Genomic DNA, 26,008 nt, shown 5'->3' with positions numbered 1-26,008 from the left:
CAGGCGAAAAAAAACCGCCTCGGAAGGCGGTTTTTTCTACATCGAGATCACTCTTCGATGTTGCCCATGGCGGTGGTGTTGAAGCCGCCGTCCACGTACATGATTTCACCGCTGATGCCCGACGCCAGGTCAGAGCACAGGAACGCGCCGGCGTTGCCGACTTCGTCGATGGTGACGTTGCGACGCAGTGGGGTCTGCGCTTCGTTGGCGGCCAGCATCTTGCGGAAGTTCTTGATGCCGGAAGCGGCCAGCGTACGGATCGGGCCAGCCGATACGCAGTTGACGCGGGTGCCGTCCGGACCCAGGGAACCGGCCAGGTAACGTACGCCAGCTTCCAGCGAAGCCTTGGCCATGCCCATTACGTTGTAGTTAGGCATGGTGCGCTCGGCGCCCAGGTACGACAGGGTCAGCAGGCTGCCGTTGCGGCCTTTCATCATTTCGCGGCCGGCTTTGGCCAGGGCCACGAAGCTGTAGGCGCTGATGTCGTGAGCGATGCGGAAACCGTCACGGGTGGTGGCTTCGGTGAAGTCGCCGTCCAGTTGGTCGCCCGGGGCGAAGCCAACGGAGTGCACGATGCAGTCCAGGCCGTCCCACTTCTTGCTCAGTGCTTCGAAGACCTTGGCGATTTCTTCATCGCTGGCCACGTCGCACGGGAAGCACAGCTCAGGGCTCGAACCCCAGCCTTGGGCGAATTCTTCAACACGACCTTTCAGTTTGTCGTTCTGATAAGTGAAGGCAAGCTCAGCGCCCTCGCGATGCATGGCGGCAGCGATGCCGGATGCGATGGACAGCTTGCTGGCGACACCGACGATCAGTACGCGCTTACCGGCGAGAAAACCCATGTGTTGCTCCTCTTTCAGGTTATTGCGCAGTGGCTGGTGCCAAAAAAGCGGCTTCCAGCAACTGCTGTGTATACGGATGTTCAGGGGCGGCAAAGATTTCTTGCGCGTCTCCCTGTTCGACCACTTGGCCATGCTTGACCACCATCAACTGGTGGCTCAGCGCTTTGACGACAGCCAGATCATGGCTGATGAACAAATACGTCAGGTTGTACTTGGCTTGCAGTGAACGCAACAGCTCCACCACTTGCCGCTGCACCGTCCGGTCGAGCGCTGAAGTCGGCTCGTCCAGCAGGATCAGCGCCGGTTTGAGCACTAACGCTCGAGCAATGGCGATGCGTTGCCGTTGCCCACCGGAAAATTCGTGGGGATAGCGGTGCCGGGTTTCCGGATCCAGACCTACCTCCTTCAATGCCGCAATAATTGCCGCTTCCTGTTCGGCGGCGGTACCCATCTTGTGAATCCGCAGGCCTTCACCAACGATGTCGCTGACGCACATCCGCGGGCTCAGGCTGCCGAACGGGTCCTGAAACACCACCTGCATCTCCCGGCGCAACGGGCGAATCTCGTTCTGCGTCAGGCAGTCTAGCTGCTTGCCTTCAAAACGGATCGTGCCTTTGCTGCCGATCAGCCGCAAAATCGCCAGACCCAGCGTGGATTTACCGGAACCGCTTTCGCCCACAATGCCCAAAGTCTGACCTTGAGGCAGGCTGAAATTGATGCCGTCCACTGCCTTGACGTAATCCACCGTGCGCTTGAGCAGGCCTTTCTTGATCGGGAACCAGACTTTCAAGTCCTCGACCTCAAGCAGCGGCGCCCCGATTTTATTGGTCGCCGGGCCTCCGCTGGGCTCCGCGCCGAGCAATTCCCGAGTGTACGGATGCTGCGGCGAACGGAACAGCTCTGCGCACGATGCCTGTTCGACGATGCAACCGCGCTGCATGACACATACGCGATGCGCAATTCTTCGCACCAGGTTCAAATCGTGACTGATCAGTAGCAGCGACATGCCCAATCGGGCCTGAAGTTCCTTGAGCAAATCGAGGATTTTCAGCTGAACGGTCACGTCCAGCGCCGTGGTCGGTTCATCGGCGATCAGCAGTTCCGGCTCGTTGGCCAGGGCCATGGCGATCATCACCCGCTGGCGCTGGCCGCCGGACAATTCGTGGGGCAGAGCCTTGAGACGCTTGTGCGGCTCGGGGATGCCCACCATTTCCAAAAGCTCCAGCGTGCGCCTGGTCGCGACTTTGCCGGTCAGCCCCTTGTGGATGCCGAGCACCTCGTTGATCTGCTTCTCGATCGAGTGCAGCGGATTGAGCGAGGTCATCGGCTCCTGAAAAATCATCGCGATGCGGTTGCCGCGGATGTGGCGGATGGTTTTCTCGCTCAGGCCCAACAGGTTTTGCCCGCCGTAATTGATGCTGCCGGCCGGATGCCGCGCCATCGGGTACGGCAGCAAACGCAGGATGGAGTGGGCGGTCACCGATTTGCCCGAGCCGGATTCGCCGACCAGCGCCAGGGTTTCGCCGCGTTTGATGTCGAAGCTCACGCCCTCTACCACCCGGTGCAGGCGCTCGCCGACACCGAATTCGACGGCGAGGTCGCGCACTTCGATCAGATTGTCCTGATTCATTTCACTTCCTCGGGTCGAAGGCATCGCGAGCGGACTCGCCGATAAACACCAGCAAACTCAACATCAGCGCCAGCACCGCAAACGCGCTCATGCCCAACCATGGCGCTTGCAGGTTGGATTTGCCCTGTGCCACCAGCTCGCCCAGCGACGGACTGCCGGCCGGCAAGCCGAAACCGAGGAAGTCCAGCGCGGTGAGCGTACCGATGGCGCCAGTGAGGATGAACGGCATGAAGGTCATGGTCGAGACCATGGCGTTGGGCAGAATGTGGCGGAACATGATCGCCCCGTTCTGCATGCCCAGCGCCCGCGCTGCGCGTACGTACTCGAGGTTACGGCCACGGAGGAACTCGGCACGCACCACATCAACCAGACTCATCCACGAAAACAGCAACATGATCCCCAGCAGCCACCAGAAATTCGGCTGGACGAAACTGGCCAGAATGATCAGCAGGTACAGCACCGGTAACCCTGACCAGATCTCCAGAAAACGCTGTCCGGCCAAGTCCACCCAACCACCATAGAAGCCCTGCAAGGCCCCGGCGATCACGCCGATGATCGAACTCAGAATGGTCAGCGTCAGGGCAAACAGTACCGAAATGCGGAAGCCGTAAATCACCCGTGCCAGCACATCGCGACCTTGATCATCGGTGCCCAGCAGGTTGTCCGCCGACGGAGGGGCAGGGGCCGGGACCTTCAGGTCGTAGTTGATGCTTTGATAGTTGTACGGAATCGGCGCCCACAGCACCCACGCATCCTTGGCCTTGAGCAGTTCACGGATGTACGGGCTCTTGTAGTTGGCTTCCAGCGGAAATTCACCGCCGAAGGTGGTTTCCGGGTAGCGCTTGATCGCCGGGAAGTACCAGTTGTTGTCGTAGTGCACCACCAGCGGTTTGTCGTTGGCGATCAATTCGGCGCCCAGGCTCAGCCCGAACAGAATCAGAAACAGCCACAGCGACCACCAGCCGCGCTTGTTGGCCTTGAACAGTTCGAAGCGGCGGCGGTTGAGAGGGGACAGATTCATCTCAATGCTCCCGGCTTTCGAAGTCGATGCGCGGATCGACCAGGGTGTAGGTGAGGTCGCCAATCAGTTTCACTACCAGCCCCAGGAGGGTGAAGATGAACAGGGTGCCGAACACCACCGGGTAATCGCGGTTGATCGCCGCTTCGAAACTCATCAGACCGAGGCCGTCGAGCGAGAAAATCACTTCCACCAGCAACGAGCCGGTGAAGAAGATACCGATGAACGCTGACGGAAACCCGGCGATCACCAGCAGCATGGCGTTGCGGAAGACATGACCGTAGAGCACGCGGTGACGGGTCAGGCCCTTGGCCTTGGCGGTGACCACGTACTGCTTGTTGATCTCGTCGAGGAAGCTGTTTTTGGTCAGCAGGGTCATCGTCGCGAAATTGCCGATCACCAATGCCGTCACCGGCAGCGCCAGGTGCCAGAAGTAATCAAGGACCTTGCCGCCAAGGCTCAATTCGTCAAAGTTGTTCGAGGTCAGGCCGCGTAACGGAAACCAGTCCAGATAACTGCCGCCGGCAAACACCACGATCAGCAGGATCGCGAAGAGGAACGCCGGGATCGCGTAGCCGACGATGATCGCCGAACTGGTCCAGACATCGAAGTGACTGCCGTGCCGCGTGGCTTTGGCGATCCCCAGCGGGATCGACACCAGGTACATGATCAGCGTGCTCCACAGCCCCAGCGAGATCGATACCGGCAGCTTTTCCTTGATCAGGTCGATGACCTTGGCGTCGCGAAAGAAGCTGTCGCCAAAATCCAGCGAGGCGTAGTTCTTGACCATGATCCACAGACGTTCCGGGGCCGATTTGTCGAACCCGTACATGTGCTCGATTTCCTTGATCAGCGCCGGGTCGAGACCCTGCGCACCGCGATAGGCGGAACCCGCCACCGAGACTTCGGCACCGCCGCCGGCAATGCGGCTGGTGGCGCCTTCGAAGCCTTCGAGCTTGGCGATCATCTGCTCGACCGGCCCGCCGGGCGCAGCCTGAATGATCACGAAGTTGATCAGCAAAATGCCGAACAGGGTCGGGATGATCAGCAACAGTCGCCGAAAAATATACGCCAGCATCTGATTACTCCGTGCCCGCAGGGTCGGCTTGCAGTTTGGTTTCGACTTCTATCGCCGGTTTCGCGTCGGGTTTGACCCACCAGGTATTAATCCCGATGTCGTACTTGGGCGAGACTTTCGGGTGGCCGATGTGGTTCCAGTACGCGACGCGCCAGGTCTTGATGTGCCAGTTGGGGATCACGTAATAGCCCCACTGCAACACGCGGTCGAGCGCGCGGGCATGGGCCACGAGACTTTTGCGCGTATCAGCGTTGATCAGGCTCTCGACCAGTTGATCGACGATCGGATCTTTCAAACCCATGGTATTGCGGCTGCTCGGCTTGTCGGCGGCGGCACTCATCCAGAATTCGCGCTGCTCGTTACCCGGCGAATTGGACTGCGGGAAACTGCCGACAATCATGTCGAAATCCCGCGAACGCACGCGGTTGATGTACTGCGAAACGTCGACACGGCGAATCACCAGATCGATGCCGAGGTCGCTAAGGTTGCGCTTGAGCGGCAGCAGCACGCGTTCGAAGTCGGTCTGCGTCAGCAGAAACTCGATGACCACCGGTTTACCGCTGGCGTCGACCATTTTGTCGTCGACGATCTTCCAGCCGGCCTCTTGCAGCAGTTGATAGGCTTCGCGTTGCTGGGTGCGAATCATGCCGCTGGCGTCGGTCTTCGGATTCTCGAAGGCTTCGCTGAACACCTGCGCCGGGAGTTTGCTGCGAAAGGGTTCGAGAATCGCCCGCTCATCAGCGTCGGGCAGGCCGGTGGCGGCCATTTCCGAGTTTTCGAAATAACTGCGGGTGCGCACATAGGCGCCGTTGAACAATTGCTTGTTGGTCCATTCGAAGTCGAGCAGCAGCCCCAGCGCCTGACGTACCCGCACATCCTGGAACACCGGGCGGCGCAGGTTGAAGACAAAACCCTGCATGCCTGTGGGGTTGCCGTTGGCGATCTGTTCCTTGATCAACCGACCCTCGGTGACGGCCGGGATGTTGTAGGCGTTGGCCCAGTTCTTCGCGGTCATCTCCAGCCAGTAGTCGAATTGACCGGCCTTCAACGCTTCGAGAGCGACGGTGTTGTCGCGGTAATAATCGGTGGTCATCGTGTCGAAGTTGTAAAAGCCGCGATTGACCGGCAAGTCCTTGCCCCAGTAATCCTTGACCCGCTCGTAGCGCACCGAGCGCCCGGCCTTCACTTCGGTGACTTTGTAGGGGCCGCTGCCGAGCGGAATTTCCAGGTTGCCTTTGGTGAAGTCGCGCCCGGTCCACCAGTGTTTGGGCAGCACCGGTAACTGGCCGAGGATCAGCGGCAGTTCGCGGTTGTTGGCGTGCTTGAATTTGAACAGCACTTTCAACGGATCTTCTGCGATCACTTCGGCGACGTCATTGTAGTAGCCGCGAAACAGCGGTGAGCCTTCCTTGGTCAGCGTCTCGAAACTGAACACGACGTCGTCGGCGCGTACCGGGTGACCATCGTGGAAGCGCGCTTCGGGGCGCAGGTAAAACCGCACCCAACTGTTGTCCGGGGCCTTTTCGATCTTGCCGGCGATCAGGCCGTATTCGGTGAAGGGCTCGTCAAGGCTGTGTTTGGTCAGGGTGTCGTAGATCTGGCTGATGTCTTCGGCAGGTACGCCCTTGCTGATGAACGGGTTGAGGCTGTCGAAGCCGCCGGACCCGGCCTGGCGAAAAGTCCCGCCTTTGGGCGCGTCGGGGTTCACGTAGTCGAAATGCTTGAAGTCGGCCGGGTATTTCGGCGGCTCGTTGTACAGGGTCAAGGCATGCTGCGGGGCGGCAAACGCCAGCCCGGCGAACAGCAGGCCGCTGGCCTGCACGAGCAGGGCGCGGATCGGTTTCATTGATCTTTCTCCGAAGACTTCAGCCACCATGCGCTCAGGCCCAGGGTGTAGGGCGGCGTGGTGACAAAGGCCAACCGGTTGCGGTAGGCCAGGCGATGATAATTGAGGTACCAGTTGGGAATGCTGTAGTGCTGCCAGAGCAGTACGCGGTCGAGGGCCTTGCCGGCGGCGACCTGCTCGTCGCGGGTGCGCGCGGCGAGCAATTGTTCGAGCAGGTGATCGACCACCGGATTGGCGATGCCCGCGTAATTCTTGCTGCCTTTGATCCCGACCTGGCTGGAATGGAAGTACTGCCATTGCTCAAGTCCCGGGCTGAGGGTCTGGTTGAGCGTCATCAGGATCATGTCGAAGTCGAATTGATCGAGTCGTTGTTTGTACTGGGCGCGATCCACGGTGCGCAGGTGCGCGTCGATGCCGATACTTTTGAGGTTCTCGATGTACGGCTGGAGGAGGCGTTCCAGGTTCGGATTGACCAGCAACAGCTCGAAGCGAAATGGCTGGCCAGCGGCGTTCTGCAGGCGTTGGCCATTAAGTTTCCAGCCCGCCTCGGCAAGCAACGCCAGCGCCTTGCGCATGGTGTCCCGAGGAACGCCGCGCCCGTCGGTCTGCGGCAGGGTGAACGGCTCGGTAAACAGCTTCGCTGGCAGTTGCTCCCTGTACGGCTTGAGCATCAGCCATTCGTGCCCGACCGGCAGGCCGCTGGCGGAAAATTCGCTGTTGGGGTAGTAACTGGTGGTGCGCTTGTACGCATTGCTGAACAGCGCGCGGTTGGTCCACTCGAAGTCGAACATCAGGCCCAACGCTTCGCGAACTCTGGTGTCAGCAAAGGTCGCTCGGCGGGTGTTCATGAACAGGCCCTGACTCTGGGTCGGGATCTGATGCGCGATCTGCGCCTTGATCACCTCGCCACGGCGCACGGCCGGGAAGTTGTAGCCGTTGGCCCAGTTCTTCGCCTGATGCTCGATGTAGATGTCGAACTCGCCGGCCTTGAAGGCTTCGAACGCGACGTCGCTGTCGCGGTAGAACTCGACTTGCATGCGATCGAAATTGTACTTGCCGCGATTGACCGCCAGGTCCTTGCCCCAGTAATCCTTGACCCGCTCGAAGATCAACTGGCGCCCCGGCGTCACCGACGTGATGCGGTACGGGCCGCTGCCCAGCGGCGGTTCGAAGGTGGTGGCCTTGAAGTCGCGGTCTTTCCAGTAGTGTTGCGGCAGCACGGGTAATTCGCCCAGGCGCAGAATCAACAGCGGGTTGCCTGAGCGCTTCATCACGAAACGAATGCGCTGCTTGTTGAGGATGTCGACCCGCAGCACTTCCTGCAGCGCGGTGCGATACAGCGGATGACCTTCCTTGAGCAGCAATCGGTAGGAGAACGCCACGTCGTAGGCGGTGATGGGAGTTCCGTCGTGGAAGCGTGCTTCCGGGCGCAGATTGAACACCACCCAGCTGCGATCTTCGCTGTACTCCACCGATTGCGCGATCAAGCCGTAGCTGGATGCCGGTTCGTCACCGGATGGCGAATACTGGCCGGTGCCGACCATCAGTGGTTCGTTCAGCTCGTTGATGCCGTACTGAAGGAAATTCCCTGTGGAAACCGGGCTGGTGCCCTTGAAGGTGTACGGATTGACCGTATCGAAAGTGCCGAACGCCATTACCCGCAACGTACCGCCCTTGGGCGCTTGCGGGTTGACCCAGTCGAAGTGGGTAAATCTGGCCGGGTACTTGAGCGTGCCGAATTGCGCATAACCGTGACTTTCGGTAATCGTCGCACTTGCGGGTGAGCTCAAGGCCAGGCTGATCAGGAGCAGGAGGAGGGGACGCTTCAAGTCAGATCTGATCCAGGCGGCTTGGGCTTTGTGGGCCGTACAGTAACAGCTTGTCTGGACAGGAAAAAGATAGCGGGTTAATGGGCTGTTAATCCTCTTGCCGAAGAACCCCTCACCCTGACCCTTTCCAGAAGGGAGAGGGGATGGATCTACCAGTCACCCCGCGTTCAAGCCAGACAACCGTCGAAAAAAAAGCCCCTGAATTTCAGGGGCTGTTTTATCAATCAATGCGGCGAATAAACCGTGAGCATCTGCCCTGGCTTCAATGCCTTGCCTGCGCCCGGATTCCAGCGCTTGAGATGTTGCATCTCAACGTTGAAACGCTTGGCCACTACATACAAGGTGTCGCCGCGCTTGACCTTGTACTGGGTCTGCTGGGCGCTCTCGGCCTTGCCTTTGGTCTTGCTGTTGGCCGCAATTACAGTGTTGACCCGGCCACTCTTGCGCGAAGGGCTGCGCTTGGTGTTGTCCTGCATCACCAGGGTCTGACCGACCTTGAGGTTCTTGCCGGTCAGTTTGTTCCAGCGTTGCAGATCCTTGACTTCAACCTTGTTGGCCTTGGCGATGGTGCCAAGGTTGTCGCCACGCTTCACGCGGTAGGCGCGCTTGAGCTGCGCCACTTCGGCAGGATCGGCACCGTCGAACACTGGTTTCAGCGAGCGTGGGCTGATCAGCTCGTCAGGGCGCATGGTTTGCAGGCTGGTGGTCAGCAGTTGCGCCTTGGAGGTCGGCACCAGCAAATGCTGAGGCCCGTCGATGGTCGTGCGCTGCTTGAATGCCGGGTTGAGCTGGAACAGTTCGTCTTCGTCGATGTTGGCCACCGCAGCGACTTTCGACAAGTCCATGCGCTGGTTGATTTCGACGACCTGGAAGTACGGTTCGTTGGCGATCGGATTGAGATTGACGCCGTAAGCTTCCGGCGCCAGGACCACTTGCGACAGGGCCAGCAACTTTGGCACATAGGCCTGGGTTTCCGCTGGCAGCGGCAGGTTCCAGTAGTCGGTTGGCAGGCCGAGCCTTTCGTTACGCTCGATCGCGCGGCTCACTGTGCCTTCACCGGCGTTGTAGGCCGCCAGCGCCAGCAGCCAGTCACCGTTGAACATATCGTGCAGACGGGTCAGGTAATCCATCGCTGCGGTGGTCGAGGCAGTGATATCGCGACGGCCATCGTAGAAACGGGTCTGACGCAGGTTGAAGTAACGACCGGTGGAAGGAATGAATTGCCAGAGACCTACCGCATTGGCCCGGGAATAGGCCATCGGGTTGTAGGAGCTTTCAATCACTGGCAGCAGGGCCAGTTCCAGCGGCATGTTGCGTTCTTCGAGGCGTTCGACGATGTAATGAATATAGAGACTGCCGCGTTCGCCGGCGTTCTCGAGAAAAGAGGGGTTACTGGCAAACCACAGGCGCTGCTGCTCGATGCGCGGGTTCACGCCCAGGCCTTCCTGCAACTGGAAACCCTGGCGCATGCGCTCCCAGACATCCTGGGGAACCTGTGGGCTGGGCTTCTCGGTCAGCCAGATCGGCTTCTGCTTCGCTCGCGCAGCAATGTTCGGCGTATGGGTCGCTTCAGGCTGCGGGGCATGGCTGGAACAGCCCGCCAGCGTGGCGGACACAGCCACCGCGATGGCTTGCGCCAGGCGGGTCAACGCATCTGAATTGACGGACTTACGTATGGATGACGACATTGGCTGGAAGTAAGTTCCGGGCAAAAATGTCGGGCGATTCTAGAAAGTGCACCCCTCGCGGTCAACCATTCAGAATTTTTGTATCAGGCCATGGGGCACTTAGAACGTATCTTTCCATGCCCGCAGAGCCGCAAAAACCTCACTCGGGGCCCGGTTTTGAGCGCCGTCCCGTTCGTCCACTTTTTGTGTAACCAATGTTTCAGTGGTGCGCAAAAACGGATTTGTGAGCTTTTCAAGCGCCAGGGTCGAGGGCAGGGTCATGACACCGTTTTGCCGTTGCCGGGTGACTTTTTCCAGACGGGCGGCAATGTCCGGGTTGCCCGGTTCAACCGCTGCGGCAAACTTGAGGTTGCTCAGGGTGTATTCGTGGGTGCAATAGACCAGCGTATCTTCAGGCAGCGCGGCGAGCCGGCTGAGCGAGTGGTGCATCTGCTCAGGCGTGCCCTCGAACAAGCGGCCACAACCGGCGGCAAACAGCGTATCGCCGCAAAACAGCAAGCCGTGGTGATAATAGGCAATGTGTCCCAATGTGTGACCGGGCACCGCGTAGACATCGAAGTCCCAACCGAGCACGCTGACGCTGTCGTTGTCCTTGAGCGCCACGTCTCGTGCCGGAATGTTTTCGCTGGCCGGGCCGTACACGGTGGCGCCGCTGAGCTGCTTCAGGCGCTCGACGCCGCCGACATGATCGTGATGATGGTGGGTGATCAGGATATCGCTCAGCGCCCAGCCAGGATGGGCGTCGAGCCACGCCAGCACGGGCGCGGCATCGCCTGGATCGACCACCACGCAGCGCTGGGTACGGTGATCCTGTAACAACCAGATGTAGTTATCGGTGAACGCGGGCAGGGCACTGATCTGTATCATCGTCGGAATTCGCCAAGCGGAAAACATTGGCGCATCTTAGTAGTTCCTGGCGCGTTGGAGAATGACATGACCGATAAAGCGTTCGCTCAGGCAGATCCCGACTGGCTGGCGTTGATCAGCGCCGCCCGTGAATGGCTGTCGGGCCCGCTCGGGCAATTTCTGCTGGATGAAGAGCGGCGCATGCTCGAAGACGAGCTGGCCCGGTTCTTCGGTGGCTATCTGGTGCACTACGGCCCCTCGGCCGAAACCCCGCCGTCAGCGCCGCAAGTGCAGCGCAACGTGCGGCTCGGTGCGCCGTTGCCGGGGGTCGAGATTGTCTGCGAAGAGCAGGCCTGGCCATTGAGCGAGCACGCCGCCGACGTGGTGGTGATGCAGCATGGTCTGGATTTCTGTCTGTCACCTCACGGTCTGTTGCGCGAAGCGGCGAGCAGCGTGCGCCCTGGCGGGCATTTACTGATTATCGGCATCAACCCCTGGAGCACCTGGGGCCTGCGCCATGCATTTGCTCACGACGCCTTGCGCAAGGCACGCTGCATCTCGCCATCGCGGGTTGCCGACTGGCTCAATCTGCTGGGCTTTGCGCTGGAGAAACGCCGCTTCGGGTGCTATCGTCCGCCGCTCGCGTCGCCCAAATGGCAGGCCCGTCTGGCGGGCTGGGAACGCAAGGCCGGTGACTGGCAACTGTCGGGAGGCGGCTTCTACTTATTGGTGGCGCGCAAGATTGTTGTCGGGCTACGCCCACTGCGTCAGGAGCGACGCGAGCCGATGGGCAAGCTGATTCCGCTGCCGATGGCCAAGGTCAACCGCCGCCGCATCGAACCGTAAACCCTTCTTTTTATAGTGGCCGGACTTGCTTCGGCCGCGGTCATCGTCGATCCGCGATTGGCGAGGCACGCATTTTTTCTGGATAGATTGGCATGAGCGAAACCGTCGAAAGCGTAGAACTGTTCACCGATGGCGCCTGCAAGGGCAATCCCGGCCCGGGCGGCTGGGGCGCCTTGCTGGTGTGCAAGGGCGTCGAAAAGGAACTGTGGGGCGGCGAGGCCAACACCACCAACAATCGCATGGAACTGCTCGGCGCGATCCGCGGCCTCGAAGCCTTGAAGCGCCCGTGTGAAGTGCTGCTGGTGACCGACTCGCAATACGTGATGAAGGGCATCAACGAGTGGATGGTCAACTGGAAGAAGCGCGGCTGGAAGACAGCTGCCAAAGAGCCAGTGAAGAACGCTGATCTGTGGAAAGAGCTGGACGAGCAGGTCAACCGCCACAAGGTCACCTGGAAGTGGGTGCGCGGGCACATTGGTCATCACGGTAACGAGCGGGCTGACCAGTTGGCGAACCGTGGCGTTGATGAAGTGCGCGGTTACAAGCAGAGCTGATTCTTTCCAGTTCCACCGTTGCGCCCATTCGCGAGCAGGCTCGCTCCCACATTGGATTTGTGCAGTTCACAAATCCCCCTGCAGGAGTGAGCCTGCTGGCGAAGAACGATAACGCGCCAAGGCAGATACACCCCGTGAGCGTGTTAAGATCCGCGTTTTTGCCCGATTGACCCGTTGAGAGCTGAGCACTGATGGCCACCAGATCCGTTGTGTGGGACCGTTTTTAGGGGAGGTATGTAAACTTAAACCCCACGCCCTCCAAGCCCGGTAATACTGGGTCGTAGCCCCGCATCATTCACTACGATACCGTACGGTAAGAAATTCTGTAAACCATGGCCTAAATTCAGAGCTCATGGTTTACATTCTTCCCTGTCCTCCCATACCTCCAGTGCCCCCACCGCACCCCCCCAGCAGACATTCTGCACAGCCTGCTTTTGCATAAATTGCCACGCCGTCTACGCTTATGCGGCCAATCGCCATCATGCGATCGGGCAACGGTTAGGTAGGTATTCCATCGCCTAAACCTTATAGATTTTCACTGAGCAGGGGCCACCTATTGCCCCGGCATGCTGGGATGCCCCGCTATGATCGAGTCGATTAGTCTGTCCAATATCGCCACCTACAGCGCCGCTAAGTCCGAAGTAATCAAACTCAAACCGGTCAACTTCATTTATGGGCCGAATGGGGCTGGCAAGACCACAATCAGCCGGCTCATCGAGAAGCCTGGCATCTCAGTAGATTCCAGCATCACTTGGCTCAGAAATACGCCAGTGCCAGCAATGATCTACAACAACGACTTCATTGCTGCCAACTTCACAGATTCCAAAGAGTTTCAGGGGGTATTTACACTAGGGAAGGTCGAGAAGGATCAGCTCGACAGACTCAAAGACCTTAAGGATGAAAGAAAGCGTCACGAGCAGATGAAGGCCAAATCAATAATTTCTCTGGATGGCGAAGATGGAAAACCCGGAAAAAATGCTGAGCTGGCCTCTTTGGATACAAAACTGATGGGCAGATGCTGGGAGCAGAAGGTAAAGCATGATGAGCATTTTAAAGGGGCATTCACTGGTCTGAGGAATAACAAGGAAGCGTTCAAGGCAAGGGTTCTGCAGGAATATACGAGTAACAAGTCTGCCTTGGTGGACTTGGCAGATCTCCAAGCTAGAGCGGCAGTTCTATACGGCGATCAACCTTCGAAAATAGCGCCTGTTTCGACTTTTGATTTATCGCGACTGATCTCATTCGAGACAAGTCCAGTTCTCTCCAAGAAAGTTATTGGTAAAGATGACGTAAGCATATCAGGCATCATTCAGCGGTTGGGCAATAGCGACTGGGTCAGGCAGGGTATGAAATTCTTGGGGCACACGGACGAACAGTGTCCGTTCTGTCAGCAGGATCTACCTCACGACTTCGAAAAGGAACTTGCTGAGTACTTTGATGAGACCTTTGAAGCCGATTCAAAGGCAGTATCCGCTCTGCGTAATAATTATTACCAAGCTGCAGAAGATCTATTGATCCAGGCGCGTGCTCTGCTGGCTTTGGATTGTGCTGAGTTGGATAAAGAAAAGCTTAGTCCTGAAATTCAGGCGTTGGAAGCTGTTATTCTCGTTAATAAAGGGCGAATTGACAATAAGTTCGCCAGTCCAAGCACGGAGGTCGGTCTTGAAGGGCTCGCAGATATCCATGCTGGGATTGTCAGTATTGTTAACGCCGCGAACGCGAAAATCACCGAGCACAACCGACTTGTTGCTAGTTTCACTGCTGAGCAGAGCAAACTCACTGACGAAGTGTGGAGGTATATTTTAGATGTCGAGCTAAAGAATACTTTGGCTGATTATGCCTCTCAGATGGGTATGTTGCAGAAGGCCATTGCCGGGATGGCATCGAGTCGGGATAGGGCTTCGAATAGCATTGATGCTGCAGATTTCGAAATCGATAAGATTGAAACCGAGCTCACAAGCGTGAAGCCGACAGTGACAGCCATCAATAATATTCTTAGAAATTTCGGCTTCCGAGGTTTTTCACTCGATCCTGCGTGTGTAGGTAATTCGTATAGGCTGATCCGAGCAGATGGGAAAGATGCAAAGCAAACCTTGAGCGAGGGTGAGAAGACCTTCGTAACATTCTTGTATTTCTACCACCTGCTGAGAGGAAGTGTTACGACCTCGGGTATCACTAGTGATCGAATCGTGGTTATCGATGATCCTGTTTCGAGCCTTGATAGTGATGTGTTGTTTATCGTGAGTAGCTTGGTTAAAGAGCTGTTTATTGAGGTTAGAAAGCCTGGCAGTCATATTAAGCAGGTTGTGGTGCTCACCCATAATATACATTTTCATAAAGAGGTTAGTTACGATCAGCGTCGTAAGCCCGACAAATCCCTCGGTGACGAGACGTTCTGGATCGTCCGCAAGCCCAACGAGTACTCGGTGATTGAATTTCACCCGAGTAATCCCATCAGAACCTCTTATCAGCTGCTCTGGGCGGAACTGAAGAGAACACCGTTGCCAGTGCTTACGCTGCAGAACACCATGCGCCGGATTTTGGAGAATTATTTCAAAATCCTGGGTGGTGTCGATACGTACCATTTGGTTGACGAGTTTGAAGGTATCGAAAAGACGCAGTGCCAGTCTTTAATGAGCTGGGTGAATGACGGCTCGCATTACGCTCCGGATGAGCTGTATGTGGCTATCAGCGACGCTATGGCAGAAAGCTACCTGAAGATTTTCTTCAAAATATTCAAGGCTGCTAAGCATGACGCTCACTACAAAATGATGATGGGCGATGCTTATGTCGATCTGGATCCGGACGAGCCGGCAGAGCAGCAAGCGGAGACAGAGGCTGGGGGAAATGAGGCCTCTATCGCTGTTACTGCAGTCGATGCTGACCTGCCCTTAGTCGTTCCTGAGTCTGCCCCACTACCAGCCAGCAGTGCCGTCGCGGCTCCAGCTAGCGTGCCGATTGCTCCCAAGCCTGAGAACGACCAGCTTGGGTTCGATCAGGACACTCCGTTCTAGGAACCTTCTGGCGACAGGGAAAGTACTTGGTAGGCGATCGGCCCCGCTTTTCTGGGAGCTTGTGGAACTGCCAGTGAGGTCAGGTCGGTTTTATAGCAATGCACTCGTACCTGCCGCTCGAAGATCAGCGGGGTGGGCTAGAGGCCGAATCTCAAGCTATAGGGGTCGTAAATCGACCCCTAAGATCATCAGGCTTTACCACCTAAGCTCAGCGCAAGCGAGTTATTTCTAGGATAAGACTATTAGTCTCGGAGGTGGTCTCTACCGAAAATGTATTCACGATGTTCTTCGTCGAAGTGCAAGATCCCAAGCTTTGAGCCAAAACTACGGACTTCAAAAATTTGAGGCGTAAGATCGTCCCAGGCGTTGATGATTTCTGCGGTATAGGATTTGAATTCGGGCCTTTCGGTTAGGCCTCTGATGAGCAGGTCTTCCATAGGCATGGCCTGGTCTGAGATTTCGTAGTACCAAAACAGGGCCGATAAATCTGCTGCTTGCTTTGCAATTATAAGAATTTCAAGATCGGTAATCTCATGGCCAGCTCCCATGGCAACAAACTTCAGCTGCCTACAGATTTGGCGAACCGTCATTTCCATTCTGAAAAAGGCATTGGGGTGCGACCCGGTGGCCGACGCCTGCTCAGGGGTCGCTCTACCATTGTTAAACCGGAAGAATGTGCACGCTATCCCTGCGATCATCAGATAGCAGTTGTCGACGATGAATTGCCAGTTAAGCTTTGAGAAGTCTTTCAAGCCGATGTCCCAATCCTCGGCAGGTACTGCATGCCGAAGGAGTTCGTACACTGCTAAACAGGTAGCTTCGCTGTCCGCCGCTAGCTCTGTGACGTGATGAATTAAAGAATCGTGGTGAGACAGCTTTTTATCTGCTTGTGCATTGACTTCTTGGGTGTATGAGTACCCGTCATCATGGACTGGGTCATTGTTAGCTGAGCTGGTCAGATTGCAGACAGTTTCGCAGTTGTTTTTGCGTATCACCCCGTGGTCTTGCGCTGCATGACCAAGCTCGTGAAAAAATACCCATGTTAGAGCACCCATGAACATGTTGTTTATGAACTGGCTGCCTGGGGTGCTTAGCGGAATCAATGGGAGCGGAATGTAGTCCTCTGGGTAGGTCTCTAAATAATTTTTCAGTTTATCGCTTTGCGTAAATTTGAATAACTTTTCAGCGTAACGATAAAGCTCAATCGCTATGGTGTAGTTGATGACAATTTTATGTTCGGGGCCAGCGCTAGGGTGTATAGCAGAATAGGCACCGGCATTAAATTCTTTGTCGGCTGACCATGTGATCGTTAGCTTGCCAGATTTCGGGGAGTAGAGGGCTTCAGAAATTTCTTCAGTCACGTCTCTTAGAATTGCTGTGGCATGTTCAATGATTTCAATGTCGGTTTTGGATTCGTTCACGTTTAGGCTGGCCTGAGCTCCGGTGTCGACCGATATGTTGTTCGTCTTGCTCATAGGTGCTGCCTATTCCGAGGTGGCGATCTGATACCGCATCATCCAATTTCGTCCGGGGCATAGCAACCCATGGCGGCACCTCTGGGGGCATGGAGGCGAGCTCGCCATACTTGGTCGGCTGCATGGCCTACCAGCCGTGGGGGCAAGTACGCAGAGCTGGATGCCCTGACGGCTCTCACAATTGAGCCGCAGGCTCCTTGGCATTGCGATTTCGGAACAGCTTGGCGATTTCTTCGGTTGACGGCGGTGTGACCACCGTAAACTCTGTCAGGCGTAACTTGAAGGGCGTGCCCATCACGAGCTGATTAACGTACATCCGACGCTCGTCGCAGGCCTCATCAGCCTTTTTCCAGGCGTCTTCGAACGCTGTGCGCATCAGATAGCTGTAGGACAATTTGCATGAGGCGTTGAAGCTGCTTTCGAGCTGTTTCCAAGAGTCGGTTTTTTGGAGGTTGCGAATATCGAAAGGTGACCAGCCTTCCCGTTCTACTCGATCGGCCCAAGATTCGCGCACGCAGTCCCGAATGTTCCCTTCGCTTGCCTGTACTGCCGACTGAAATGCAGACTGCCAGTCCGCATATGCAGGCGTGGGGCATGTCAGGTCTTGAGTATGCTCGAACATGCCCTTTTCATAATTGCGCACCAACAATGCATCGATGGCCGCACTGGGCGCTCGGGATTGCTTGCTGGCTTGCTCTTGCAGTTGAGAGAGTGTCGACTTCGCTAGATCGAGGGGCTGAAGCTCCAGCGATTGTAATTTTTGTGCGATAGAGCCTGCTTTCTCATCCTTGAAGACCACAAAAGGTAGTGTGCTTGTTGATCTGTTCAGGACATGAATCATGCTGCTTGGCAGCGCTGTCTGGCCTAGGAGGCTTTGCACTTTCAGCCCGTAGTGTTGCGCTTGAAGGCCGGCAAGGGTCGATTCAGCCGTTTTGGCTTCAGCTGTTGCCCGTTGTGCCCGAAGCATGGCATCGCGGGCAGATTTCTCAGCGTCCCCTACTTTCTGGTTGAGGGTCACAATCTGCTTCTCGATTGAAGCTCGCTGATCAGCCAAATCCTTATTTTTCGCTTCCCCGGCTAGCAGGGATTCCGCTTGCCCCTCCATTTGATGCTGAAGCTTTCGTTGTTCAAGCTGCAGGCGAGCGAGATCCTCGGAGACCACCTCTTTCTGGAAGACTGGCCGCACCGTGTAGACATAGCCAACTACGACTACAGCTAGCATCAAGACCTGAGAGGCGTTGGCCATCAGCCCTGAATAAGTCATGGCTTTTGCTAACCATGTGGCTTTAGGGGGCGACTGTGACGCCGGCGTAGAGTCGCGGTTAGAGACTTGTTTTTCAAAAAAACGTGAGTACTTAGGGCTGGCTGCCACTGGTCTTCCTAGCAAGTGAGTGTGATCAGCGGCGGATGGTACGAAGTTTTCTGGCATTAGGCTGAGCTTTAAGGTGTCTAATGAGACGGTGGCGAAAGTGACGACACCCTTCACTGTAGCTCGGGCAAGACCTGAGGCCGCTCCTCAAAGGTCGTGGCTTGAATCGACCGCTGCGGGTGAGTTCGCAGTCTTCAGGCCAAGTCAAGCGTCGATTCCCGTTACCTATCCCAAGCCCGGAATGTCAGGCATTATCGAGCCAGATCGCTATGGCGATTTGCCGGTGGACTAGGTGAGGCGGAGGGTAAAGATGAAGGACTCATTTTCAAGGCGTCACGGTTTCTCGCAGGTCGATGAAGCCGAAATCACTGTCCGGGAAGACGCACCGCAAGCGCTGCAGGAGTATCTGATTCAATTGTGCTACGAATGTGGTCTCAAGCCATCAGACCTGCGCCAAATAATCTGCCAGACATTGAAGGTCTTGCCCGACAAGCAGAACTGGAGTGAGAGGCCCAATATCCACGAGGAAAACGTTCGGCGGCTTGAGCAGTGCAAGTGGTTCAAGGTGTATGACGTCATTGAGCGGCTCGATGATTACCTCGGCAACTGTAACTATGACTCTGGCGTGTACGAGCACTTCACTACTGAGCTGAACGAATTCTTTATTGAGCACGGCATAGGGTGGAAGCTGCTGGAAGGTCGCATCGAAATCCGTGGTTCTGAATCCTTTGAGCAGGTTTTGACCTCGGCGAAAGAAACTGAGCATCAACATGGGCACGTCACGGCCAGCAAGGAATTGCACCAGGCGATTGCTGATCTCTCACGCCGACCGTCTCCAGACCCGACGGGGGCGATACAGCATGCCATGGCTTCGCTGGAGTGTGTCGCTCGGCAGGTCACTGGTGACCAACAAGCGACCCTCGGGAAGATCATGAATGATTCCCGAACGCTGATTCCAGCTCCATTGGATCAGGCTGTCATCAAAACTTGGGCGTACGCCTCGGAGTTCGGACGGCACATCCAGGAAGGGCGTGAGCCGTCTTTCGAAGACGCAGAGCTCGTAGTTGGCCTGTGCGCCTCGGTCAGCAGCTATTTGATCAAGAAATCGAAGTGACTTAAAAGGACGCACAAGATGATCTGGGAGAGCTGGTACTGGAAGCAACCGCTGTTGGAAATGGCAGATCGTCTTGCGCACTTTAAGGCCTCCAATGATCTGTCCGACGAAGAAGTTGCCCAAGTAGAGCGTGACATCTTTATTGGCTTCTACTCTGTCAGGAAGCTCCTAGAGGCCCCAGCCAAGATCACAGACAAGACCCGCAGCCTTTCTATTCCCCTTCGCAAGCACTCAAATCTGAAGCGCGTGACATGGCGTAACAACCACCGGCTTGAGGAGCTCTATGACCTATCCAAGGGTGGCCACGAGGTGCGAGACGTGTTGTTTGTTTGCGGGCGGATCATTCATAGCTTCGTCTTCGCGCCTTGTCAGTCCGAGGATGGTGGGCTGTACGGAGCATTTTTCAGCTCCGATCTCGACAAAGACAAACACTTGTACTTCATCAGTATTGATGAGGTGATTTCGTTATTCCGCGAAGTCGGAAATGATGACCCTTGCGACATTAAGTGGTCTCGTGACACTAATACTGGTGAAGAGACGCTAATCGTCAAGTGAACGCCGTAGCTAGGTGCTAGGTGGCCGGGGTTTAGATTGATCGCTTAGAGACGGTCGGTAGATGGTTCTGCACCCGTTGAACATTCCCTGATAGACCTAACTGTTTGATAGGAACGGTTGCCGGGCGAGCAGTACGATCCTCAGTTAACTTGCAGCAGGAAGATGGTGTGATAGGGAATATTTTCAACGTTTTTTCCCGCAGGAAGGAAAACCAGGCAGCAGTCAGAAAACCACTGACCCCAGGATTCAGGCAACGGACGCTCATGCTGCTGCGCGACGCTGGCGACGGGAGCCTTCTTCTGGCTCTTGAACATCTTCATGGAAAGCTGAGCTACTTGGTGGGTCGTGTCTCTTTGAGCCAACGTCAGGGCATGTCTCCTCAGGACGATACCCTCCAGTTCCTAACCACGTGTAGTGATGCCCACTTTCTGGACGCAGTGGAGTACATCCTGCAGGCAGACGCACACATGTGCCTAGGCGGGCGGCAAGAGGACGTCGTGACTCAACTGAACGAGTTCTTGAGCATTGATGACCTGCCTTACTTTGTCACCAAACAGTTCTGGGAGCCTTGGCAGAGCGACGATTTTCGCAGCAGCCAGAGAATAAGGCTTCTTGAAGAATCGAAGGTGATCCCCAAGGACAGTCAGGTGATCCATGAAACGGCAATTGAGCCGGTACTTCAGTTGCTCCGGCAACCCGCATTTCGCTATGCCAACACCGAGTTCATGGCCGCGCTTGAAGACTACAGGCACCGGAAATTCGGTGACTGTGTCACCAAGTGCAACGCCAGTTATGAGAGCGTCATGAAAGTGATCTGCGGCCAGAAGCGTTTCGGCTACAGCGAGGGCGATAGCACTGCAAAGCTTTTGAGAACCATCATGGCCCAGACGCAGATGGAGGGCTTTTGGGAGACACCGCTGATGGTTGTGGGCACGCTTCGCAACAAGCTGAGCTCAGCCCATGGCGCAGGAGAAAACGCGAAGGTAGTGCCTGAGCATGTTGCCAGGTATGCGATGAACATGACGGCGTCGGCTATCGTCTTCCTTCACGACCAGGCCTACTCAGGCAAGTAGGCTCTGAATGTCTGCCTAGAACGCCGGGGCCAAGATCTGTGCGCGGATTGAGGCTCGGGCCTAAGCAAGCTCGGAGGCTGGAGGGCAGTGATCACATCGCACCGTCTTGTTGACGTAGGTAGGGATGCAGTGATGGAAGTCCCGAATCCTTGCCGGATGGTAATGCGCTTTGATGCACTCTGCAGGAATGTCTGAGCGCACTACGTAGCACGGTGACGACGATATCCCCAAAGGGCGTTTTGTCCGAAGCTGCCCCCATTCCGACAGTATCATTTTCGCTACTTCCAGCCTCTGCGCAGGTGGAATGAGCTCGATGGGAATGTCGACCTCCAGTACGGTCGGAATGCCAATTGTCCGCAACCGGAGCCTGTAGTCCTCCTCATAATGTCCTCCGCTCAGCTTCGCCGCCAGTGCCAGGAGGTACTCGCTGCCGTTGATAATGTAGTGACCGAAGTCCCTAACCATCTGGCGGTCATCCCCGGACAGCCAAGTCTTGCCCCGTTCACTTGACTCACGGTGCTGCATCTTCTCGATGGCCAGGTCGAGGCTGGCCGGCGGGAGATCTGCAAAAAGCTGTCGAAATTTCTTGATGATCGAGTCGGCGTTTTGTCCCCGAAGCCCCTGGTCGTAGTAGCTCGACAGCGATTCTGGGCGGCAGCCATGAAAGGCTTTGAAATGTGTGTAGTACGAGGACATCCGGTCGCAGAAGTCCGGCACCAGGTCATGGTGATCCGGGAGCCAGTCCATGACGTCCGACCAGCACTGGGGTCTGCGCCGCTCCAGTTCCGCTACCAGTTTCGGTGTCAACAGCGGTTTTGCGTATAACTGGATGTGTTGTAACCATGCGCGTCGATTGCGCCAATCCAAAACTCTATGCGTCATCTCGACCTTCAACTCCCTGATCCTTCGGCTTTGGCACTCTACGTCTCGACCACTATTCGGCACAGGGCAGCACAGGGTGCAGCGCCATCAAACCCTGGATAGTCATGCCCAGTACCGGCTCTCGCGTAGCTGTCGACATTGTGGCATAAAGCTATCAGCGTGACAGGTATGGGACTTGACGGGTTAGCTTTCCAGGCACTATTTGGCGGCTAGGTGACATGCCATAGGCGCGCTATGCGCTTGGGATTACGGAGTAGCTGCGTGGGAAGGACGTTCGCGTTTGTCGATGAGTCGGGCAATCACGACTTGGATACCTCCAAATCGGGTAGCTCAGGTTTTTTCGTGGTGTGCTCGATCATCATTACCGAGCAGGATCTGCCTCGGGCTTACGAGCTTGCTGGCGGGGTGAGATCCACACACTTCCAGTCTGGGGAGATCAAGTCCAGCAGGCTTAAATCTAAGGGCGCGGATCGCCGCAAAAGGATTTTGGTGGATCTTGCCGAGCTGCCGCTCAAGCTATATTTCACCGTCGTCGATAAAAGCCGGGTCTATCAAGACGGTGGCCTGCAATTCAAAAAATCCTTCATCAAGCACGTGAATAATCTATTGTATTCGCGCCTGTTCGATCATTGCCCGGATCTGCACCTGACCGTCGATGAGCATGGTGGCCCGGAGTTCCAGGCCAGCCTGAGGAAGTATGTTGCTGAGCGATACTCGGGCGATCTCTTTCGTGACTCGGCATTCACGACTAAAAGCAGCAAGGACGATGTCTTGATCCAGGTTGCAGACTTCTTCGCCGGCACAGTCGCCCATATCTACGAGGGGAAGGCCGGCGGCGAGGTCATTGAGGTGTACAAGAACATCTTGCGCTACCGCACGATAGGCCTCTTGGAATGGCCGCTGCGCTACCAGTCGCTGATTCCTCCTCCCATGGATGAATCAGCGTATGCAGACCATCGTGTTCATCAGCAGGCGCTGAAGCAGGCGGATAAATTCCTCACCAAGGTGGGCAAGCATCCCGACGAGGACGAGCGTCTTCAGCTCTGCATCCTGGACTACCTGCGCTTCAGAAGCGAATTCGTCGGCGACGAATACGTCTCTACCGGGGACATCGCCAAGCATCTTGCCGACAGGGGCTTCCAAGGGCTCTCCGAGCAGAAGATCAGATCCAGTGGGATCGCGAAATTACGTGATGCTGAAGTGATCATCGCCAGCGCCCCTAAGGGCTACAAAATTCCCCGGTCGAGGGCTGACATCAACGATTTTCTGGAGCTGGCATCGAGTCAGATTCTTCCGCTTCTTGATCGGATCAAAAAGGCCCGCGATGTCTATAGACTTAGCAGTGTTGGGGACTACGACATCCTGGGGTCAGACCAATTTTCTGAAATCAGAAAGCTGCTACTGTCGCTTGAGGCACTTTAGTGGTGATTTGGTTAGAGAAGGGGCCGGTACCGCCTGCCTCTATCGGTCACCAACAATGGTTGCAGCGCCCGCTGTCGCCTAGCCAATACTTCTTGCGCAGAGCTTCTCTACCCCATGCCAAATGGAATTGCCATGCAACCGAATGACCAGACCCCTCACGACGGCGTACTAGACCCGGCACAGCTTAAGCGCATTGAGTCTGTTCATAAGGGCTTTCTTTATCAGCATTTGTATGCTGTGGGCTGCCTACTCCTGGCGCAATCTTCCGGCGTACGTGAAGTGCTGGTCGAGCGGGACGAGGATGTGGAACTCAACACTGAAGCCGGCCAGGTGTACGTCCAGGTAAAAACGCGCTCAAAACCCATTATGCCGGTTGACGTTTCTGGGGCGCTGGAGCGCTTCGAGCTCCTCAAGCAAGAGCATGAGACAGGGCGGCGGCTTGGTGTAGCCCAATTCGTCATCGTCGCAAACCAGATGTTAGGGGAAACCCTCCGGTGTGAGGTTGACCAGCAGAAGACGCCTGCTGACTTGCTCTACCTTTCCCCTGGTTCAAACGCGTTGCGCCCTGATTGTCTTCCTCCTGCCTGGACATCTCTGGAGGAGGCCGCTCAGTGGTGTACGGCAGAGGCCGAAAAGTTGAATTTTTCGCTGCTATCGCCTTCCTCCCTGACTTGGAAAATGGCGGGCCTGGTGATGCTCGCGTGTGCTGCTGGGGAAGGAAACTCTAGGCATGTTTTCCACACCTCAGATTTGCCGGGCCTCTTTGAGCAGTTGATTGTGCAACTGCAGGACTTTCCAACTCCGCCTCCCTCATACAGGCCGCAACAGAATGAGCCTGAGCTCTCTTCAACGGAGCGAGTGCGCATAATCTGTGGGTTGTCCGGTGCTGGTAAGACCGCCTGGGTTGCTCATGCTGCTCTGCACAGTCCTGAACCATACGCTTATTACGATGTAGGTGACCTACCAGGGCCCGCTCTCGCAAGCTCGATTGTGCGGGAGCTTGCCTCCAAATACATGAAGCGAGACCCAGATGGTATTCGGAAGATACTGTTGCCCGGAGCGAGTGGTTACGAGGCGATTCGGGCGTTCGACAGGTTCCTAGAACAGGCTGAGGCACCTCTGCTTGTTGTTGTCGACAACGCCCATCGTGTACCTGTAGCGAACATCCGCGATCTCTTGAACGCGACTCGGCACATCCGCTTCATTCTTCTTTGCCAGCCTCATGAAAATGTACGTGAGCTCGAAGCCGTGATGGCGTTACGTCGTGAGACTTTGCAGGGCTGGGATCTCGATACGGTTGCTCAGGTTGCCAATAGCGCGGGCGCTTACGGTAGTCCTCAGGCACTCGAACAGCTCAGGGCCTATTCTGGTGGTCTCCCGTTGTACGTAGACAGTGCCATTGCGGTTGCCAAAGCTGAATACGATGGAAACATTGCAACGCTCTGCGCTGACCTTGCCCAGCAGGCAAACGTCGCTGAGACCGCTCAGGAGATTATCCTGGCGCGTGTTTACGAGGGTTATGATGCAGTTACACAGAATGCCTTAGCAGTCGTCAGCTTGGCCGACACCGGGCTGACCCAAGAAGAAGTGGTTCGCCTGCTCCAAGGCACCCTCAAGCTGTCACCGGGTGGCGCTGCTGCGGCAATCAAGAAAATCCAGGCCACGGGGACAGTTGAGGTGTTTGGCGCCAAAACACTCAAAGTCCATGATGCCGTCCGTGCTCTAGGTTTACGTCATCTGGAGCTCATGGGGGAGCCTGCGGTCACTACTGCCTTACTGACGTTGAAGGAATTGCTGATCCAGAGCCTGGAGAAAAACCGTGACACCTCGCGGATTTCACTTCTAATTCAAGTTTTCATTAAACTCAATGATGTCGAGCCGCTTATCGAGTTGGCTGGTGAGGAGACTTTTTATGAGATGGGAATTTTGGTAGATATAGCCTCTAGTTTGGCGCGTGCAGTAGATTCGGGAAGTTTGGAACCAGGGCAAGTGTTCTGGGCGCTTGACGGACTTGTATTCTCTCTGATGAGAGATGGTCGTTATAATGACGCGTCAAGCCACTTGTCAATGATGGAGCAGATTCTAGATTCTCACAGATTTGAGTTTCGCGAGCATTTATCGCTAGCGATGAAAAAAATGTTATTTGCAGCACACCTCGGCCATGAAAAAGATGTAAGCATAGCGGTTGAGTCTGCTGCCGCAAAAATCCCAGATTCGGTTCATAGGCGGATATTCGATTACACCCATGCTTTAGCACTGTGGAAGCTTCAACGCTATAACGCAGCGGAGCTTCTGTGTAAGGCAGTTATGGACGAATATTATGAGATTTTGGGGATTGAACCGAATGATGTTATCGGCAAGAATCCAGATGTGCTTTGGAAAGTTATAAAGCGATCAGACAACGTGAGTGAGGACATCAAGCACCTTGCGGACTCTTTGGATTTGTATGCGAAAATTCTGAGTGCGCAGGGGCGCAGGTCGGGCTTTACTCGCATACATGCCATGAAATTTTACAATATGGTTAATGCTTACGATTCCTTCGTGAGGTTAGGGCAGGATGCAGCTGAAGAGTTTGCGAATGCAGGTGATTATGTGGGAGCGAGAGAAATCCTTGAGCAACAGGTTTTGCGGGTCGTCTCTGAGATGGGTCTAATCGGAAGGATGGTTCAGGTCAGGGGGCAGTATGCAGAAATACTTGCGCTTTGTAAGGATTATGTGGGAGCAGCTTCTGAGGTTGAGCGATTGCAGTATTATATAAAAGGGCTTGAAAAAAATGAGGCTAAGGAGCTATTAAACCAAATCGGAAATGTGGTTGGCATTTTGCGTAAGAAAGTTCATGGCTGATGCGGTTTTTGGATGAGTGGCTTCCAGTAGGTGCACCTGAATGTGGTCGCCGACTCAAGTTTTGTAGCTTGCTTCCGCTGTAG

Annotated in this window: 20 protein-coding genes; 8 read left to right on the top strand and 12 right to left on the bottom strand. The window is 55.9% G+C overall.

What is annotated here, in order from left to right; genetic code table 11:
- Positions 1-47 precede the first annotated feature (47 nt).
- The 8 genes from fabI to gloB all read right to left on the bottom strand — a co-directional run bounded on the left by fabI (position 48) and on the right by gloB (position 10,798).
- Positions 48-842 (bottom strand): enoyl-ACP reductase FabI, encoded by a 795-nt coding sequence (gene fabI, locus AB4P92_RS03640; protein ID WP_007910591.1) that lies wholly within the window; start codon positions 840-842, stop codon positions 48-50.
- A 19-nt stretch (positions 843-861) separates the two neighbouring features.
- On the bottom strand, positions 862-2,472 hold the full coding sequence (locus AB4P92_RS03635) for an ABC transporter ATP-binding protein (RefSeq protein ID WP_273876358.1): 1,611 nt from the start codon (positions 2,470-2,472) through the stop codon (positions 862-864).
- Position 2,473: 1 nt separating this feature from the next.
- On the bottom strand, positions 2,474-3,493 hold the full coding sequence (locus AB4P92_RS03630; protein WP_042558794.1) for an ABC transporter permease: 1,020 nt from the start codon (positions 3,491-3,493) through the stop codon (positions 2,474-2,476).
- Position 3,494: 1 nt separating this feature from the next.
- Positions 3,495-4,568, bottom strand: coding sequence for a microcin C ABC transporter permease YejB (locus AB4P92_RS03625; RefSeq protein WP_042558795.1), 1,074 nt, complete (start codon positions 4,566-4,568; stop codon positions 3,495-3,497).
- Positions 4,569-4,572: 4 nt separating this feature from the next.
- Positions 4,573-6,414, bottom strand: coding sequence for an extracellular solute-binding protein (locus AB4P92_RS03620; RefSeq protein WP_261736866.1), 1,842 nt, complete (start codon positions 6,412-6,414; stop codon positions 4,573-4,575).
- Positions 6,411-8,243: an extracellular solute-binding protein gene (locus AB4P92_RS03615; protein WP_261736867.1), complete on the bottom strand. Its 1,833-nt coding sequence runs from the start codon at positions 8,241-8,243 to the stop codon at positions 6,411-6,413. Before AB4P92_RS03615 ends, AB4P92_RS03620 begins: the two co-directional genes overlap by 4 nt.
- Before the next feature lie 224 nt (positions 8,244-8,467).
- Positions 8,468-9,931 carry a transglycosylase SLT domain-containing protein gene (locus AB4P92_RS03610; protein ID WP_395598898.1) on the bottom strand — a complete coding sequence of 488 codons (1,464 nt, stop codon included), beginning with the start codon at positions 9,929-9,931 and terminating at the stop codon, positions 8,468-8,470.
- A gap of 99 nt (positions 9,932-10,030) precedes the next feature.
- Entirely contained in the window at positions 10,031-10,798 is a 768-nt protein-coding gene (gene gloB / locus AB4P92_RS03605) for a hydroxyacylglutathione hydrolase (protein WP_395598897.1), read from the bottom strand.
- A 66-nt stretch (positions 10,799-10,864) separates the two neighbouring features.
- Between gloB and AB4P92_RS03600 the strand changes: the two genes are divergently transcribed.
- The 3 genes from AB4P92_RS03600 to AB4P92_RS03590 all read left to right on the top strand — a co-directional run bounded on the left by AB4P92_RS03600 (position 10,865) and on the right by AB4P92_RS03590 (position 15,191).
- Positions 10,865-11,623 carry a class I SAM-dependent methyltransferase gene (locus AB4P92_RS03600; RefSeq protein ID WP_042558799.1) on the top strand — a complete coding sequence of 253 codons (759 nt, stop codon included), beginning with the start codon at positions 10,865-10,867 and terminating at the stop codon, positions 11,621-11,623.
- Between the two features lie 92 nt (positions 11,624-11,715).
- Entirely contained in the window at positions 11,716-12,177 is a 462-nt protein-coding gene (gene rnhA, locus AB4P92_RS03595) for a ribonuclease HI (RefSeq protein WP_042558800.1), read from the top strand.
- Positions 12,178-12,761: 584 nt separating this feature from the next.
- A complete protein-coding gene (locus AB4P92_RS03590) occupies positions 12,762-15,191 on the top strand; it encodes an AAA family ATPase (protein WP_395598896.1) in 2,430 nt (809 codons plus the stop codon).
- A gap of 242 nt (positions 15,192-15,433) precedes the next feature.
- Here AB4P92_RS03590 and AB4P92_RS03585 read toward each other — a convergent pair whose 3' ends face one another.
- Both AB4P92_RS03585 and AB4P92_RS03580 read right to left on the bottom strand, forming a co-directional pair.
- Positions 15,434-16,666: a hypothetical protein gene (locus tag AB4P92_RS03585; RefSeq protein ID WP_395598895.1), complete on the bottom strand. Its 1,233-nt coding sequence runs from the start codon at positions 16,664-16,666 to the stop codon at positions 15,434-15,436.
- Between the two features lie 175 nt (positions 16,667-16,841).
- Positions 16,842-18,152 carry a hypothetical protein gene (locus AB4P92_RS03580; RefSeq protein ID WP_395598894.1) on the bottom strand — a complete coding sequence of 437 codons (1,311 nt, stop codon included), beginning with the start codon at positions 18,150-18,152 and terminating at the stop codon, positions 16,842-16,844.
- Between the two features lie 193 nt (positions 18,153-18,345).
- Here AB4P92_RS03580 and AB4P92_RS03575 point away from each other — a divergent pair, with 193 nt between their 5' ends.
- Positions 18,346-19,149: an AbiJ-NTD4 domain-containing protein gene (locus AB4P92_RS03575; RefSeq protein WP_395598893.1), complete on the top strand. Its 804-nt coding sequence runs from the start codon at positions 18,346-18,348 to the stop codon at positions 19,147-19,149.
- 18 nt (positions 19,150-19,167) lie between these two features.
- On the top strand, positions 19,168-19,704 hold the full coding sequence (locus AB4P92_RS03570) for a hypothetical protein (RefSeq protein ID WP_395598892.1): 537 nt from the start codon (positions 19,168-19,170) through the stop codon (positions 19,702-19,704).
- A 140-nt stretch (positions 19,705-19,844) separates the two neighbouring features.
- Here AB4P92_RS03570 and AB4P92_RS03565 read toward each other — a convergent pair whose 3' ends face one another.
- Complete coding sequence (locus AB4P92_RS03565) at positions 19,845-20,024, bottom strand: hypothetical protein (protein WP_395598891.1); 180 nt, start codon at positions 20,022-20,024, stop codon at positions 19,845-19,847.
- Between the two features lie 177 nt (positions 20,025-20,201).
- Here AB4P92_RS03565 and AB4P92_RS03560 point away from each other — a divergent pair, with 177 nt between their 5' ends.
- Positions 20,202-20,777, top strand: a complete 576-nt coding sequence (locus tag AB4P92_RS03560) for an abortive infection family protein (protein ID WP_395598890.1) — start codon at positions 20,202-20,204, stop codon at positions 20,775-20,777.
- 60 nt (positions 20,778-20,837) lie between these two features.
- Here the strand turns inward: AB4P92_RS03560 and AB4P92_RS03555 are convergent, their stop codons facing one another.
- A complete protein-coding gene (locus AB4P92_RS03555; RefSeq protein WP_395598889.1) occupies positions 20,838-21,671 on the bottom strand; it encodes a hypothetical protein in 834 nt (277 codons plus the stop codon).
- 249 nt (positions 21,672-21,920) lie between these two features.
- Between AB4P92_RS03555 and AB4P92_RS03550 the strand changes: the two genes are divergently transcribed.
- Both AB4P92_RS03550 and AB4P92_RS03545 read left to right on the top strand, forming a co-directional pair.
- Complete coding sequence (locus AB4P92_RS03550) at positions 21,921-23,081, top strand: DUF3800 domain-containing protein (RefSeq protein ID WP_395598888.1); 1,161 nt, start codon at positions 21,921-21,923, stop codon at positions 23,079-23,081.
- Between the two features lie 132 nt (positions 23,082-23,213).
- A complete protein-coding gene (locus AB4P92_RS03545) occupies positions 23,214-25,925 on the top strand; it encodes an ATP-binding protein (protein WP_395598887.1) in 2,712 nt (903 codons plus the stop codon).
- The last annotated feature ends 83 nt before the right edge of the window (positions 25,926-26,008 follow it).

This window comes from Pseudomonas sp. A0308, from assembly GCF_044218815.1.
Lineage (GTDB): Bacteria > Pseudomonadota > Gammaproteobacteria > Pseudomonadales > Pseudomonadaceae > Aquipseudomonas > Aquipseudomonas iridis.
This window is presented reverse-complemented; position numbering and strand designations above follow the sequence as displayed.

Coding starts and splice junctions, on each gene's coding strand:
- AB4P92_RS03620 (WP_261736866.1), bottom strand. CDS start 6,414: ATGAAACCGATCCGCGCCCTGCTCGTGCAGGCCAGCGGCCTGCTGTTC.
- AB4P92_RS03545 (WP_395598887.1), top strand. CDS start 23,214: ATGCAACCGAATGACCAGACCCCTCACGACGGCGTACTAGACCCGGCA.
- fabI (WP_007910591.1), bottom strand. CDS start 842: ATGGGTTTTCTCGCCGGTAAGCGCGTACTGATCGTCGGTGTCGCCAGC.
- AB4P92_RS03635 (WP_273876358.1), bottom strand. CDS start 2,472: ATGAATCAGGACAATCTGATCGAAGTGCGCGACCTCGCCGTCGAATTC.
- AB4P92_RS03575 (WP_395598893.1), top strand. CDS start 18,346: ATGAAGGACTCATTTTCAAGGCGTCACGGTTTCTCGCAGGTCGATGAA.
- AB4P92_RS03585 (WP_395598895.1), bottom strand. CDS start 16,666: ATGAGCAAGACGAACAACATATCGGTCGACACCGGAGCTCAGGCCAGC.
- gloB (WP_395598897.1), bottom strand. CDS start 10,798: ATGATACAGATCAGTGCCCTGCCCGCGTTCACCGATAACTACATCTGG.
- AB4P92_RS03630 (WP_042558794.1), bottom strand. CDS start 3,493: ATGAATCTGTCCCCTCTCAACCGCCGCCGCTTCGAACTGTTCAAGGCC.
- AB4P92_RS03570 (WP_395598892.1), top strand. CDS start 19,168: ATGATCTGGGAGAGCTGGTACTGGAAGCAACCGCTGTTGGAAATGGCA.
- AB4P92_RS03600 (WP_042558799.1), top strand. CDS start 10,865: ATGACCGATAAAGCGTTCGCTCAGGCAGATCCCGACTGGCTGGCGTTG.
- AB4P92_RS03590 (WP_395598896.1), top strand. CDS start 12,762: ATGATCGAGTCGATTAGTCTGTCCAATATCGCCACCTACAGCGCCGCT.
- AB4P92_RS03625 (WP_042558795.1), bottom strand. CDS start 4,568: ATGCTGGCGTATATTTTTCGGCGACTGTTGCTGATCATCCCGACCCTG.
- AB4P92_RS03610 (WP_395598898.1), bottom strand. CDS start 9,931: ATGTCGTCATCCATACGTAAGTCCGTCAATTCAGATGCGTTGACCCGC.
- AB4P92_RS03565 (WP_395598891.1), bottom strand. CDS start 20,024: ATGAAGATGTTCAAGAGCCAGAAGAAGGCTCCCGTCGCCAGCGTCGCG.
- rnhA (WP_042558800.1), top strand. CDS start 11,716: ATGAGCGAAACCGTCGAAAGCGTAGAACTGTTCACCGATGGCGCCTGC.